Origin of the sequence: Nocardioides marmoribigeumensis, assembly GCF_031458325.1 — a bacterium.
Lineage (GTDB): Bacteria > Actinomycetota > Actinomycetes > Propionibacteriales > Nocardioidaceae > Marmoricola_A > Marmoricola_A marmoribigeumensis.
In genome coordinates this window covers 3,115,781-3,129,939 of record NZ_JAVDYG010000001.1, presented here as the reverse complement: position 1 = coordinate 3,129,939, position 14,159 = coordinate 3,115,781, and the positions used below count along the sequence as shown (strand labels likewise).

The following is a 14,159-nucleotide window of genomic DNA, read 5'->3' as shown; positions in this document are numbered from 1 at the left end:
CGAAGCATAGGAGTCATCGGCGTCGCAGGAGGGACCCTGCGGCACAGACCACCCCGAGGGAGAGGGTCACCAACGACCAGGTGGTCGGCTCCCCGAAGGCGAGGCCTGCGGCTCCCAGGACGACCGCCGGACCGGCCAGCCAGCCGACCAGATGACGCACCGACGGCAGGAGCGCGGCGAGCAGGCCGGTCACCATGAGCACGCCGACCAGCCACGCCATGTCGAACAGGTGCGGGTTGTGCAGGTGGTTGCCCGCGGTCACCGCGTCCTGCGCCTGCAGCTGGCCGACGGCGTACGGCGCGAACCAGGCGGTCGCGAGCAGCGCCAGGGGCGCGACCAGCGGGTCCACCAGGACGGGCTCGAGCAGGCGGGGGCGCAGCGGCAGCGCGGCCCAGACCAGCGCGCCCGTGACGGCGACGACCGCGACGAGGGACGGCGCCCCGCCCCCGGGGGCGACGGCGGCGCACACGGCCCCCACGGTGAGGAAGGACACGTGCTGCCACCCGGCGGCGGCGCTGGGCCGTCTGCCCGCCCAGCCGGCCCGCAACAGGCCGAGGAGCGGGACGAGCCACACCGCGCACAGCAGGAGCCCCTGCCCGGTGGCCTGGTGGAAGCGGTGGTCGGGCAGCTCGCCGGTCAGCAGGAACCGCGCCATGTTGAACGCGAAGACCGCCGGCAGGAAGCACGCCAGGAAGCCGGTCACGGCGAGCGCCGTACGCCGGCCGGCGCCCGGGCGGGCGGCGGGAGAGGTGGACGAGGACGGGAGGAGGGTGTTCGTGGTCATGCCCCGAGGCTCGGCCGCCCGGTGTCCCAGGCGCATCGCCGGACTGTCCCGGCGTCGACCCGACGTCGACCCGGCGTCGACCCGACGTCGACCCGGCGTGCGTGGTCCCGCTGCGCGAGGCGACCCGGGCGCTCAGTCCTCCCCAGGCGTCTGGCTGGACGCGGCGCGCGTGCCCGACGGGTCGTCGGTGCGGTCCTGGGACTCCTCCAGGATCGCCTCGGCCTGCGCCTCCGGGTCCTCGCTGCCGGCGACCTGCTCCTCCGGCAGCAGCTCGGCCCGGCTCTCCACCCGCGGGTCGCGGTCCTCCATCGCTCACTCCTCCGGTCGCGTGCCTCTCCCGACGACCTACCCAGATCGGGAGCGGCCGCACCTGCGGCACGGCACCCACCGGTCCACGAGTCCTCCCAGAACGCGCGGACCGGCGGAGTGCGCTGCAGCGACGGTGGGGGGTGCCGGCGCTGCGTGGAGCGGCCGCGCCGGAGAGGGGGGATCTCCGGCGCGGCCCGGGCCCAGAGGGCCACGTCACCAGTGTGGCGCGGGGAGGGGGCCGAGCACATGGCGCGGCCGCGTCGAACCTTCTGGTGCCGATGTACCAGACGCCTCTGGGCCCCGTGCCCCAGCACGGTCACCCCCTCGGCACCTGGGCCCGGACACCCTGCCCGCCCGACGATGGTGGGGCAGGGGTACGGCCCCCGCTCGAGAGGACACGACACCGATGAGCCACACCACCACGACCGACTCCCTCGCCGGACCGACGCCAGCGGGCGTCGCCGGGCGCACCGACCGGGACGACGTCCTCGAGAGGCTCCTGCGGTGCACGCTCTCGTTGTGCAAGGCCCAGCGCGACCCGCACTCCCGTGACCGCCTCGTCGCGGAGACCATCGCGGTCCTCGACCAGGTGATCCGCGACCTGCGCGACCAGCAGGACCTGGAAGGCTGATCGGCATGCTCACCCGTCCGGCGTCGCGTCGTACGCCGTCGCGCGTGCCGGACACCGCGCACGTGCCGTACGGCGAGGGCGTGACGCTGACCCGCGAGCTGCTGGACGGGTCACCGCTGCCCACCGTGGTCTTCGACCCCGAGCACACGGTGCTCTACGCCAACGGGTCCTTCGAGCACGTCTTCGGCTACGCGGCGTCCGAGGTGTTCGGCCGCCCCTACGAGCAGCTCTTCCCCGAGCGCCACCGCGAGGAGCTCGCCGGCCGGGTCGACGAGTTCCTCGCGCAGGCGGACCCGCGCACGCTGGGCGGGCGGCCCGACTTCATGGCACGCCGCCGCGACGGCAGCGAGTTCCCGATGCAGTACGTCGCCAACAAGATGACCAACCGTCACGGCGTGTGGGTCGTGGTGACGATCTTCGACATGTCGTCGGAGCGCGACAGCACGGCACGGATCCGCAGCCTGACGCGCTCCTACCGCACCCTGGCCCGCATGAACCAGGCCGTGGTCCGGGCCAACGACGTCGCCGAGCTGTTCTCCGAGACCTGCCGGGTGGCGGTGGACGAGGGCGGCTTCCTGGGCGCCTGGGTCGGCGAGCCCGACGAGCGCGGGCGGCTCCGTCCGGTCGCCCTGGCCGGCAGCCTCGACGCCTACGTCGACGGGCTCGAGGTGACCACCGACCCGGCGTTGCCGACCAGCGCAGGCCCGACCGGCACCGCCTTCCTCCGTGGTGTCCCGGTGGTGAGCTCCGTCTTCGCCCAGGACGTGACGACCACGCCCTGGCACGAGCGCGCCGCGGAGCACGGCATCGCCGCGTCGGTCAGCCTGCCCCTGTGCCGTGGTGGCACCACGGTGGCGGTGCTGTCGCTCTACGCCGCGGACAGCGGCGCGGTCGGGCCCGAGGCCCGCGACCTGCTCGACGGTCTCGCCGACAACGTCTCGTTCGCCCTCGACCGCTTCGCGGACGCGGCCCGCGTCGAGTCGCTGCTCGAGCGCGTGGTGGGAGCCGAGGAGGACGAGCGCCGCCGCATCGCCGCCGACCTGCACGACGAGCCCGTCCAGGCCCTCGCAGCCGCCGTGCTGCGCCTGGGCCTGGTCGAGCAGCTGGCCGCCGCCGGCCGGACGGACGCGCTGGAGCAGCTGCGGGAGGTGCGCGACATCGTGGTCGCGACCGGCGAGTCGCTGCGCACGATGATGTTCGACCTCGACCCGCCCACCCCGGGCACCTCCCTCGGCGACACGGTCGAGCAGGTGGCCGGCCAGGTGTTCGCCGAGCAGCCGGTCGAGGTGGTCGTCGACGCCGAGCACGTCGACCTCGACGAGCGGGTCCTGCGGCAGGCCGCCCGCATCCTCACCGAGGCGCTGGTCAACGTCCGGCGACACGCAGCGGCGAGCAGCGTCCACATCCAGGTGAGGGCGTACGACGGCGGGGCGCTCTTCACCGTCACCGACGACGGCCGGGGGCTGGACGACCCGCGCACCGCACAGTCGCCGCGGTGGCACCGCGGGCTCCGGACGATGGCCGACCGTGCCGACCTGGCCGGCGGAACCTTCCGGCTCGGAGCCTCGGACTCGGGCGGCGCCCTGGTCGAGGTGTGGCTGCCGGGCTCCTCGCAGCGCTAGCCGGTGGGGTCCTCGCCCCAGCCCTGGAACACGCGGCGCGCGTGCGGCACCGCCAGGACGACGCGCCCGCGCGAGCAGGCGGCCAGCAGGTCGCCGAGGCCCTCCCCGAGCAGCCCCTTGCCGAGATAGCCGGTGGCGCCGGCGAGCAGCATCGACCTGACCGTGGTGACGCGGTGGTCGGCCGAGACCGCCACGACGACCGGAGGGTCGCCCCCGTCGCGGAAGCCCGACACCGCGCGGCACAGGTCGGGCCCGCCGGCGGGCATGTGCACGTCCATGAGGACCAGGTCGGGATGGGTGGAGGCGACGACGTCCCGGACGCCCTCCCCCGTGCCGGCCACCCCGACGACGGTGAAGCGCCCGTCAGCGACGAGCGTGAGCCGGAGGGCCTCGCGCACCTGCTCGTCGTCGTCGGCGAGGACGACCGTGATCGTGGGCACGTGCCACCTCCACTCTGTGCCGTCACCTGATCGTCCCGCGCGGGCCGGTGTGGCGCGTGACCCCCATCCGCCGGGCGTCCTAGTACGCCTGCACTAGATGTGGGACCGTGGGGTCCTCTCGACCGAAGGGGGGACTCGGGTGGAGTCCACCAGCGACGACGGTCGGCACCCCATCCGGGTGCTCGTCGTCGACGACCACCAGATCGTCGCGGGCAGCATCGCGATGGCCATCGACGCCCAGGACGGCATGCTCTGCGTGGGGAGCGCCGGCACGCTCGAGCAGGCCCGGTCGATGATCCGGTCGGCGGCCCCCGACGTGGTGCTGCTCGACCACCGTCTCCCCGACGGCGACGGGGTGAGCGCCCTGCCGAGCATCTTCGAGATCCGACCAGGGGTCCGTGTGGTGATGGTGACCGCGAGCGCGGCCGACCAGGTGCTGGTCGACGCCATCGAGGCGGGCGCCTCCGGCTTCCTGTCCAAGACCCGGTCCCTCGACGAGCTCACCGCAGCGGTCCGCGCGGCCGCGGCCGGCGAGTCGGTGATCTCCCCCGAGCTGCTGGCCCGCCTGCTGCCGCGGATGCGCCGCGGCGCCCCTGCCGCGCGCGCGGAGCTCACCGCCCGCGAGCGCGAGGTGCTCGTGCTGGTCTCGGAGGGCAAGTCGAACCAGGCCATCGCCGACGAGCTGGTCGTCAGCGTCCACACGGTGCGCAACCACGTGGCCAACCTGTCGGCCAAGCTGGGGGCGCACTCCAAGCTCGAGGCGCTCTCGCTGGCGATCCGCGCAGGTCTGCTGCCCAGCAGCTGAGCGCGGTCAGGGCGTCCTGAGGACGTCCTCCAGGATGCCCATGGCGTCCGAGGCCGAGACCCGCTCGCTGTCCTCGGGATAGCCCGACGCCAGCAGCCCGACCGTCAGCCGGCGCACCGCCTCGCGCACCTCGAACCGGTGGTGCTCCACGAGGATCACGAACAGGTCCACCACCGAGACCTCGCCCAGCTCGGCGCCGGGCACCGAGTCGTCCGCCGGCTCGTCGACCTGCGGGCGCTGCGTCGGCTGCGTCGGCTGAGAGCAGTCGTGCAGGATCACCGTCCATCCGTGCTCGAGCGGTCCTTGGCCGCTCAGCGGCACCACCTCGACGTCGTAGCAGCGGACCCCCCGGTCGTCGCGGCCCAGGACGTCGTGGACCCACAGCGGGGCGCGCTGCTCGCGGGCGTGCTCCAGGTGGTCGCGCAGCTCGAGGGGGATCGGCAGCTCCTCGACCGGACGGCCCAGGTGCCGGCCGGCGAGGCCGAGCCGTTCGTCGGCGTGGCGGTTGGCCAGCACCAGCCGGCCCTCGCGGTCCAGGAGCACCTGCGCCTCCGCGGAGGCCATCAGGGCCGAGCGCAGCAGCCACTGCGACCCGTCGCCCGAGGCACCGCCGTCGCGCGGGTCCTGGGGGCCGTGCCTCCCGGTGGGGTTTTCCATGCATGCGCTCCTCGCCCTCGGCTGCACGGCCGCTCGGTACCCACTCGCCACCAGGACACGCAGCACTCCCGCCTTTCTCCTCGCCCTACACCTCGGGCTGGGGTCGCTCGGGCTGGGGTCGCTCGGGCTGGGGTCGCTCGGGCTGGGGTCGCTCGCCGCGTGCGGCGCGCAGCTCGCGCTCCGCGACGGCGTACGGGTCGGTGCGCGCGTCGTAGGACCAGAAGTCGCGCAGCCAGGCCGCGGTCAGCAGGACCCCGCCCACGCAGGCGAGGCCGCCCGAGGTGATCGACCCGCGCACGCTCCACAGGTCCGCGACCAGGCCCGCCCGCACCTGGCCGCCCAGGGGGCCGAGCGAGTAGGAGAGCATCTCGATGCCGGCCAGGCGACCACGCAGGTGCTCGGGGATGGTCTGGTTCCAGACGGTCCCCCGGAAGACCGCCGAGACCATGTCGCTGGCCCCGGCCCCGGCCAGCGCGACCGCGCACAGCCAGATGTTCGGCGCGATGCCGGCCAGCGCGATGAACCCGCCGTAGACCGCGGCGGCCGTCACGATGGCCCGGCCGTGGTGGTGCACCCGGCTGGTCCACCCCGACAGCGCGGTGGCGAGCACGGCCCCCACCGTCTCGGCGGAGTAGAGCATGCCGAGCAGCTCGGGCCGCTCGAAGATGTCTTCGACCAGCGCCGGGAAGAGCACCACCGGGATCGCCAGCAGCATCGCGGCGATGTCGACCAGGTAGGTGCCGAGCAGGTCACGGCGACCGACCGCGTAACGCATCCCCTCGGCGATCCCCTGCAGGCTCGGCGGGGTGGTCTCCTCGGTGTGCGGGTAGGGCCGCATCGCGGCGTAGAGCACCGTCGCGACCACCAGCGCGCACACGTCGATGACGAAGCACCAGGACAGCCCGACGTAGGCGATCAGCACCCCGCCGATCGCCGGGCCGACCAGCACGCCGGCCTGCATCCCCAGGCTGGTCAGCGCGTTGCCCGCGGTGATCTGGTCGTGGCGCACCGTGCGGGGCATCACCGCCTCGCGGCTCGGCCGCTGGAGCGCGCTCGCGCTCTGGAGGAACGCCGCCACGACGAAGATCAGCGCCACGCTCGGCCGGTCCTGCATCGCGTTGACCGCGAGCACCGCTGTCAGCACGGCCTGGGCGACGCCGGTGCCGATGAGCAGCCGACGCCGGTCGACGTGGTCGGCCAGCGCCCCGCCGTACAGCCCGAAGACGACGAGCGGCACCAGCTCCACCAGGGCCACGGCACCGACCGCGAAGTTGCTGTCGGTGAGGCGGTAGATGAGGAACGGGATCGCGACGTAGCTGACCATCCCGCCGAGGTAGAACACCGTCCCCGCGCTGAACAGCAGCCGGAAGTCGCGGGAGTCCTGCAGCGGGGTCAGGTCGATCCGCATCGCCCGCAGTCGCTCACGCCACGTCACGAGCACCGATCGTCCCAGGTGTCCGGCGGTTGGCAAGCAGCGAGCGAGCGGTCGGGACCACTCACCTCGCGGACGCGGAGCTGCTGGGCTCGCAGGTCGCGGACGCGCTCGGCGAGGGGCGCGGCTTCCTCGGGTGGGGCGCCGCGGCGTGGTGCCTGCGCGCCGGTTCCCTCCGCGAAGGATGCGCTCGGTGGTCGTGCGCACGGTGCGGCCGCGCCTGGTGCTTCCGCCGCGCCGGCGTCGCGGTCGCCGTCGGGCAGGGCTGGTCGGGCGTGGCCCACTGCGTGATCAGGTCAGCGAGCCCGGGCCCGACCTTGCCGGCGAACCAGGGGCCTCCGACGAAGAACGCCACCAGCACCACCGCCGCCACCACGACCTGCTTCATGAGCCCCTCCGGCCGGGGTTCCCGAGTCCCGGCCCCGGCAGCCTAGAGGCGCGTCACGGTGCGTGGCCTCGTCCGAACGGGCGGGCCTTCAGCTCGGGTCGAGGAGCGGCCGCAGCTGCGAGGCCTCTCCGACGACCTGGCCCATCTGCTCGCCGCCGTCGCAGGTGAAGAGGCCGACGACCAGCTCGTCCCCGCGCTCGCTCAGCACGCGCGCCTCTCCACCCGAGGCGAGCCAGCGCTCGAGCGCGTCCACGGCTTCATCGGTCATGCGTCAAGTGTCGCAGGGCGCAGGTGGACGCCGGCGGCGTCAGTCGAGGGGGTAGGTGCCGGTGGCGGTGACGAGGTAGGCGTGGCCCAGGGGTGAGTCCCAGCGGTAGGCGGCGGGTGGTCCGCCGCGGTCGTCGGCGCTGATCACGGGTGGTGGGTCTGCGTGCTGCTCGTCCCGGTGGTGTTCGGGCCAGCCGATGTCGAGGTCCCAGGGGTCGGTGATGCGTCGGTAGGTCCAGTGTCCGTGGGTCTTGGCTCGGTGGTGGTGTCGGCAGAGCTTGGCGAGGTTGTGGTTGGACGTCTGCCCGGGTGGTCCGCCGTCGTCGGGGTCGAGGAACGGGTCGGTGTGGTCGAGGTCGTAGCGGCCTTGGTTGGTGCAGTAGGGGAACACGCAGCCGTGGTCGCGTTCGTCGACCAGGGCGCGGAGGTGGTCGGGGGCTTCGTAGGCGTCGACGGCGTGGTGGTGGTTGAGGTCGATCACGGGGGTGACCTTCACGCGTGTGCCGGGGGCGAGGTCGGCGAGCCACTGCTCGACCGCGGCCCGGCTGATCGGTGACGCGGCGTGGGGCAGACCGCTGGCCTGGATGCGGGCGACGTCGGTCGAGGTGTGCAGGTGCAGGTGGATCGGGCGCTCGACCCCCAGCGGGCTCCGGGCCCGGTTCGGCCGGCGACGCGGCACCGGCTCCCCACTCGCGTCGGGCTCGGCCTCGGCATCGAGGGCCTGGTCGGCGGAGTGGGACAGGTCGATGGCGTGCTGGGGGTCGGCGATGATGCCCAGTGCCTTGGAGCGTCGGACCTGGTGGGAGGACTCGTCGCCGAGGATCTTCAGCTCCGCGGCGACCTCGTCGAGGGTGTCGTCCAGGGCCCGTAGGTCGGGGATCGAGGCGACTGCGTCGAGGCGGCCGGTGCCGTCGGGTCGGGCGTCGTCGGTGGGGAGCTCGGCCGAGCCGTGCTCGTAGTCGAACCACACCCCCCGCTTGTCACTCGCGGCCTCGGCCTCGGCCGCGGCACGGTCGGGGTCGAAGCGCAGCACCGCCGCGGCGACGGCGTTCTTGATCCGGGTCACCGACAGGCTGGCGGCGAACGGGGCGAGGTTGCGGTCGACCCAGTCCGCCGCCTCCTCCGGCAGGGTCCGGGTCTGCTGGGCCACAGTGCGGGCCTTCCAGGCGGAGAGCTCGCCGGCGTGGACCCGGGCCCAGCAGCGGGGCAGACGCCCACGGAGCTCCAGGGCGTCCTCGGTCAACGACCGCGCCGCGGCGTGGCTGGTGCGCAGCGCGGTGGCCAGCTCGGTCACGCAGTACTCCTCGACCGGCACCCCGGACATCAGGATCGGCAGGCTGCCCAGGCCCACCGAGGCCGGCACCGGGACAGAGGCGGGCTCGAGGGTGTCGCCGTCGAGGGCGGCCTGGTCGGCGCGGTGCAGGTCGGCCCACTCGGTGACAAAGGACAGCTTGCGGGCCTCGGCGGCCTCGATCGTGCGCTGCTCGGCGCGGACCCCGGACAACAGCACCCCGCGACGCCACCCACGGCCCTGGGAGGTCAGGTCCTCAGGGGCGGGGGCGGTGAACCCGGCGGTCGCTGTCATGACCTCATCCCACCACCGAGCTCCGACATTTTCTCTCCGGTGCACGGGCGACTCCCGGGCGCTCGACCACCTGGGTCTCGCTGCTCGACAGCGGTGGGTCGGGAGCGGCTAGCCTGGCGGCCACCTGCGACCTGACCCCGGGAGAGCCCGTGACCGACAGCCCCACCTCGATGTCGACGCCCGCGGTCTCGGCCGGTCCGGGCCTGGCCCGGCAGTCCGCGATCTACCGCGCCGGGATCGCCGGCCGCAAGCCGTCGGTCCCGGCGGACGCCCCCACCCTCGAGGCACGCGCGAAGCGGCGCATGAGCCCGCGGGCCTGGGCCTACATCGCGGGCGGTGCGGGCGAGGAGCGCACCGTGCGGCGCAACCGGGCCGCGTTCGACAAGTGGCAGGTCGTGCCGCGCATGGCGGCGGGCGCGACCGACCGCGACCTGTCGGTGGAACTGTTCGGACGCCGGCTGCCGGCTCCGGTGCTGCTGGCGCCGATCGGCGCCTGCGGCCTGGTCCGTCCCGACGCCGACCTGCTGACCGCACGCGCGAGCGCGGCGACCGGGACGCCGTACGTCTTCTCCAACCAGGGCAGCTCCTCCATGGAGGACTGCGCGGCGGCGATGGACGAGGTGTCGCCGGGGGCGGCGCGCTGGTTCCAGCTCTACTGGAGCAAGGACGAGGGACTGGTGCAGAGCCTGCTCGACCGCGCGGCCAAGATCGACGCCGGCGCCGTCGTGGTCACGCTCGACACCACGCAGCTCGGATGGCGTCCCCGCGACCTCAACCTGGGCTCGCTGCCGTTCAGCCGCGGGATCGGCATCGCGCAGTACACCCGGGACAGCCGCTTCCTCGAGCTCGTGCGCGAGCGGATCGCGCGCCCGGTCCAGGGACCCAAGCCCGACGTCACGCTCGCCGCCGTCCGGAGCCTGGTCGACATCCTGCGCAACCACCCCGGCGCGTTCCTCGACAACCTGCGCTCCGGCGAGGCGCGCGGGTCGGTCGAGACCTTCCTCGACGTCTACTCCAACCCCGGCCTGAGCTGGGACCACCTCGCCACGCTGCGCGAGCGCACCGAGCTGCCGGTCCTGCTCAAGGGGGTCCTGCACCCCGACGACGCGAGGCGGGCCTTCGACCTCGGCGTCGACGGCATCGTGGTGTCCAACCACGGCGGCCGCCAGGTCGACAACGCGATCGCCTCCCTCGACGCGCTCGTCGCGATCCGCGAGGCGATCGGGCCCGAGCCGACCGTCCTGCTCGACAGCGGGGTGCGCTCGGGTGCGGACGTGTACGTCGCCCGCGCGCTCGGGGCGGACGCGGTCCTGCTCGGCAGGTCCTACGTCTACGGCATGGCCCTGGCGGGCCGGCAGGGCATCGAGGACGTCATCACCAACGTCGTGGCCGAGCTCGACCTGACGATGGGCCTCACCGGCGTGCGCGACCTGGCCGGCATCACCCGGGAGATGGTGCAGCCCGCGACGGCGTAACGCGACCCCGCGCAGGTCGTTGAGCCCTCTGGTCTGCTCCTCTCCCCCACCCCGGGAGCAGCGACCGCCGAAAGGTTCCAGATGGCCTCCACGCGCCTGCGTCGCCTGTCCGTTCCCGCCGCCCTCGTGCTCGCCCTCGGCACGGTCACCTCCGCCGCTGTGATCGGCGGGGCCGAGAGTGGTGCGAGCGCCGCGACCACCGCCTCCGCACCCGGCTTCACCACCTACCCCGCTCCCGCGTCGCTGACCGACGTGAACAACGCCGGGGAGCCGTCGATCGGCAGCAGCTGGAAGTCCGGCGCGACGATGTACCAGGCGAGCCTGTCGACCTACAAGGCCGTCTTCGACGACTCCGTCTCCCCGGCCACCGTCTCGTGGTCGGACGTCTCGGCCAACCTCTCCAACGGCTGCCCGCTCGGCAGCACGATCAGCCTCGACCCGATCCTCTTCACCGACCACACCACCGGCCGCACCTTCGAGTCCCAGCTCACCGGTCTCGACTCGGCCACCTGCTGGACCGACGACGACGGCGCCACCTGGAACCCGAGCACCGGCGGTGGCATCCCCAGCGGCGTCGACCACCAGACCGTCGGCGGCGGCCCGTTCAGCGCCGCCGGCATCGGTGGCCTCCCGCTGACCGGTTACCCCGACGCCGTCTACTACTGCAGCCAGGACATCGCGACCGCCTTCTGCGCGGTCTCCCGCGACGGCGGCACGACCTTCGGCGTCGGCGTCCCGACCTACAGCCTGCTCGACTGCGGCGGCCTCCACGGCCACGTCAAGGTCGCCCCCGACGGCACCGCCTACCTGCCCAACAAGGGCTGCAACGGCACCCAGGCCGCGGTCGTGTCGACCGACAACGGCACCACGTGGAAGGTCCGCCCGGTCCCGGGCACGACCGAGAGCGACGCCGACCCGTCGATCGCCGTGGGCGCCCACGGCACGACGTACTTCGGCTACGTCGGCGCCGACGGCAAGCCCGGCGTCGCGGTCAGCCACGACCAGGGCGCGACCTGGACCGACAACCAGGAGCTCGGCGGCGAGTTCGGCATCCAGAACGCCGTCTTCCCGGCCGCGGTGGCCGGTGACGACGACCGCGCGGCGGTGGCCTTCATCGGCACGCCGACCGGTGGCAACTACCAGGACACCGCCGGCTTCAAGGGCGTCTGGCACCTCTACGTCTCCACGACGTACGACGGCGGCAAGACCTGGCAGACCACCGACACCACGCCGAACGACCCGGTCCAGCGCGGCTCGATCTGCACCGGTGGCACCACCTGTGGCGGCGACCGCAACCTGCTCGACTTCATCGACGCGACGGTGGACCGGACCGGGCACATCGAGGTCGGCTACGCCGACGGCTGCATCGACGCCTGCGTCACCGACCCGACCCACACCAGCGGGGCCGGCCCGGCCGACGCGCAGGCGGCCTACGCCACGATCGCCCGCAGCAGCAGCGGTCTCGGCCTCTTCGCGGCGTACGACGGCGGGACGGCCACGGCGACCGGGGCACCGACGGCGACGACGAGCGGGACCGGCCTGCTGGGCCGGCTGCCGCTGGTCGGCACGCGCACCCGATGACGGCACCGCTCCGGCGCACGGCGGTCCTCGCCGCCGTGTCGCTGGCCGGCGCCCTCGTGCTGGGTGGTTGTGGATCGGACAAGAAGTCGGAGGCCGAGGCGGAGCACGAGGCACTGCCTGCCTCGGCGACCGAGACGTGCGTCGCCGACGCCGAGCAGGTCTCCTCGCTCCCCGACGGGTTCCCCACCGACTTCCCCTTCCCCGACAGGACGGTCGTCTACGACGCCGAGGACCGTGGCGCCGACGGGGTGATCGCCACGGGCGTGACGTCGCTGCCGTTCGAGCAGGTGCTCGCCGCGCTCAACGGCCCGGCGCAGGACGCGGGGTTCGAGGTCGAGCACGGCGAGACCGAGGAGCACGACGCCGAGGCGGACTGGCGCGGCAACGGCTTCGAGGGCCGCTGGGCGATCCGCGAGTCGGGCAAATGCCAGGGCGAGACCGTCGTGCAGGTGGTCGCGCGGGCGGAGTGACCGCCCGGGTCAGCGCAGCCGACGCCGGTCGTCGGCGAGCCGCACGGTGCGGCCGGTGCGGTCCAGGTGCGCCAGGAGCGGGAGCACGACGCGACGGCTGGTGCCCAGGGCCTGCCGGGCCGCGCTGGTGGTGAAGGGCTGGTCCAGGCCACGGAGCACCTCGACCGCTGCGGCGTCGGCGCCCGGCGGGAGGGCCAGCCGGGGGTCGATGCGCAGCAGGAGCCCGGCCCCGTGCAGCCGGGCGAGCTCCGCGGGCCCGAGGCCGAGCTGGTCGAGACGCCCGGCCTCGACCGCGGCGAAGCCGTCGGTCTCGGCACACACCCGCGCCGCCGCGTCACGCAGCGCGGCGGGCACGTCCGACCCGGTGGTGATCCGACCCTGCTCGAGGCGCAGCGGGGGCCGCACGACGGCGAGGACCAGGTCGTCGGCCGGGAGGCCGAGCTCGTGCGCGGCCGCCGCCGGCGCGACCGGCCGGGTCGACGCGAGGGCGACCAGCCGCTGACGCAGCTCCTCGGCCCGACGCGGGCCGACCAGCCAGCCGGCTGTCTCCACGGCTCCGTCCGGCAGGGGTCCGTCGGGCACGCCGATGCGCCGCAGGAGCGACCGGCGCACGACGCCTCGCACCTCGAGCTCCGCGGCGAGGGACCCGTCGTGGCCCCGCAGGGTCGCCGCGCGGACGCCGGCTGCTCCGCGACGCCGCAGGGGTGGTGGTGCCGGGTCGAGGACCTCGAGCCCCCAGAGGGCGCGGCTGCCCGGGTCGCGCAGGATCGCGCGGTCCCCCACCCGCAGCGGGAGCGGTCGCTCCAGCGACAGGCGGACGAGGTCGTCCCCGAGCGGTCGTGCGTGGACGGCCAGCAGCGCCGAACCCACGTGGAGCAGCGGCTTGGCCGGGACCGCCCCCTCGCCCGTCACCCGCACGTCGACGAGGGTGGTCGGCTCGAAGGCGCCGGGCGTGACCACCGCGTCGCCCCGTGCGACCTCGGGCGCGCGGCCGCCCAGGTCGAGCGCGACGCGGGCGACCCCGGAGATCGCCTCGCGAGCGACGCCGAGCGCCTCGACCCCGCGCACCCGCGCCTCGCGGCCGCCCACCTCGAGCACGTCGCCGACCCGCACGGTGCCGGCCGGCAGGGTGCCGGTCACGACGGTGCCGGACCCCTTGACGTGGAAGCGGCGGTCCACCCAGAGCCGCACGTCGGCAGCGGGATCCGGGGCCGGGAGGCCGGAGAGGACCTTGTGCAGCAGGGCCCTGAGCTCGTCGAGCCCCTCGCCCGTCGCGCCGCTCACCGCCACCACGGGCGCACCGGCCAGAGACGTGCGGTCGACCTCGCTGCGCGCTCGCGCGAGAGCCGGCGCGGGATCGGCGAGGTCACTTCTGGTCACGACGACAATTCCATGCGCGACACCCAGGGCGTCGAGAGCCGCGAGGTGCTCGGCGGCCTGCGGCATCCACGGGTCGTCGGCGGCGACCACGAGCATCGCGACCGGCACGGGCCCCATGCCCGACAGCGTGGTCGCGATGAAGCGCTCGTGCCCGGGCACGTCGACGAAGGCGACCTCCCCGAGGCCGTCGAGGCTCGTCCAGCAGTAGCCCAGCTCGATCGACAGCCCGCGCCGCCGCTCCTCCTCGAGCCGGTCCGGGTCCGACCCGGTCAGGACCCGCACCAGCGTCGACTTGCCGTGGTCGACGTGGCCGGCGGTCACGACGACGTGCAC

At 74.3% G+C, this 14,159-nt stretch carries 15 protein-coding genes; 6 read left to right on the top strand and 9 right to left on the bottom strand.

The window, feature by feature from the left end; genetic code table 11:
• Positions 1-13: 13 nt before the first annotated feature.
• A complete protein-coding gene (locus J2S63_RS14940) occupies positions 14-784 on the bottom strand; it encodes a hypothetical protein (protein ID WP_310303795.1) in 771 nt (256 codons plus the stop codon).
• A 132-nt stretch (positions 785-916) separates the two neighbouring features.
• The gene (locus tag J2S63_RS14935) at positions 917-1,093 is read right to left on the bottom strand and encodes a hypothetical protein (protein WP_310303792.1); all 177 of its coding nucleotides are present in this window, start codon (positions 1,091-1,093) and stop codon (positions 917-919) included.
• Between the two features lie 406 nt (positions 1,094-1,499).
• Between J2S63_RS14935 and J2S63_RS14930 the strand changes: the two genes are divergently transcribed.
• Together J2S63_RS14930 and J2S63_RS14925 are read left to right on the top strand one after the other, a co-directional pair.
• Positions 1,500-1,724, top strand: a complete 225-nt coding sequence (locus tag J2S63_RS14930) for a hypothetical protein (RefSeq protein WP_310303790.1) — start codon at positions 1,500-1,502, stop codon at positions 1,722-1,724.
• 5 nt (positions 1,725-1,729) lie between these two features.
• Positions 1,730-3,346: a sensor histidine kinase gene (locus J2S63_RS14925; RefSeq protein WP_310303788.1), complete on the top strand. Its 1,617-nt coding sequence runs from the start codon at positions 1,730-1,732 to the stop codon at positions 3,344-3,346.
• Here J2S63_RS14925 and J2S63_RS14920 read toward each other — a convergent pair.
• On the bottom strand, positions 3,343-3,786 hold the full coding sequence (locus J2S63_RS14920) for a response regulator (RefSeq protein WP_310303786.1): 444 nt from the start codon (positions 3,784-3,786) through the stop codon (positions 3,343-3,345). The two genes, J2S63_RS14925 and J2S63_RS14920, sit on opposite strands and share 4 nt — an antisense overlap.
• Before the next feature lie 139 nt (positions 3,787-3,925).
• Between J2S63_RS14920 and J2S63_RS14915 the strand changes: the two genes are divergently transcribed.
• The gene (locus tag J2S63_RS14915) at positions 3,926-4,591 is read left to right on the top strand and encodes a response regulator transcription factor (protein WP_310303784.1); all 666 of its coding nucleotides are present in this window, start codon (positions 3,926-3,928) and stop codon (positions 4,589-4,591) included.
• Positions 4,592-4,597: 6 nt separating this feature from the next.
• Here the strand turns inward: J2S63_RS14915 and J2S63_RS14910 are convergent, their stop codons facing one another.
• The 5 genes from J2S63_RS14910 to J2S63_RS14890 all read right to left on the bottom strand — a co-directional run bounded on the left by J2S63_RS14910 (position 4,598) and on the right by J2S63_RS14890 (position 8,920).
• Complete coding sequence (locus J2S63_RS14910; protein ID WP_310303782.1) at positions 4,598-5,248, bottom strand: PAS domain-containing protein; 651 nt, start codon at positions 5,246-5,248, stop codon at positions 4,598-4,600.
• 85 nt (positions 5,249-5,333) lie between these two features.
• Positions 5,334-6,683: an MFS transporter gene (locus J2S63_RS14905; RefSeq protein ID WP_310303780.1), complete on the bottom strand. Its 1,350-nt coding sequence runs from the start codon at positions 6,681-6,683 to the stop codon at positions 5,334-5,336.
• Positions 6,684-6,744: 61 nt separating this feature from the next.
• Positions 6,745-7,068 (bottom strand): hypothetical protein, encoded by a 324-nt coding sequence (locus J2S63_RS14900; protein WP_310303777.1) that lies wholly within the window; start codon positions 7,066-7,068, stop codon positions 6,745-6,747.
• 88 nt (positions 7,069-7,156) lie between these two features.
• Positions 7,157-7,336 (bottom strand): hypothetical protein, encoded by a 180-nt coding sequence (locus tag J2S63_RS14895; RefSeq protein ID WP_310303774.1) that lies wholly within the window; start codon positions 7,334-7,336, stop codon positions 7,157-7,159.
• A 39-nt stretch (positions 7,337-7,375) separates the two neighbouring features.
• Positions 7,376-8,920 (bottom strand): HNH endonuclease signature motif containing protein, encoded by a 1,545-nt coding sequence (locus tag J2S63_RS14890; protein ID WP_310303773.1) that lies wholly within the window; start codon positions 8,918-8,920, stop codon positions 7,376-7,378.
• Positions 8,921-9,069: 149 nt separating this feature from the next.
• On the opposite strand from J2S63_RS14890, the gene J2S63_RS14885 reads away from it, so the two are divergent.
• From J2S63_RS14885 to J2S63_RS14875, 3 genes are all read left to right on the top strand, one after another.
• Positions 9,070-10,395, top strand: a complete 1,326-nt coding sequence (locus J2S63_RS14885) for an alpha-hydroxy-acid oxidizing protein (RefSeq protein ID WP_310303771.1) — start codon at positions 9,070-9,072, stop codon at positions 10,393-10,395.
• An 81-nt stretch (positions 10,396-10,476) separates the two neighbouring features.
• Positions 10,477-11,976, top strand: a complete 1,500-nt coding sequence (locus J2S63_RS14880; protein WP_310303768.1) for a sialidase family protein — start codon at positions 10,477-10,479, stop codon at positions 11,974-11,976.
• Complete coding sequence (locus J2S63_RS14875; protein WP_310303766.1) at positions 11,973-12,446, top strand: hypothetical protein; 474 nt, start codon at positions 11,973-11,975, stop codon at positions 12,444-12,446. Before J2S63_RS14880 ends, J2S63_RS14875 begins: the two co-directional genes overlap by 4 nt.
• 9 nt (positions 12,447-12,455) lie before the next feature.
• Here the strand turns inward: J2S63_RS14875 and J2S63_RS14870 are convergent, their stop codons facing one another.
• Positions 12,456-14,159, bottom strand: a complete 1,704-nt coding sequence (locus tag J2S63_RS14870; protein WP_310303764.1) for a SelB domain-containing protein — start codon at positions 14,157-14,159, stop codon at positions 12,456-12,458.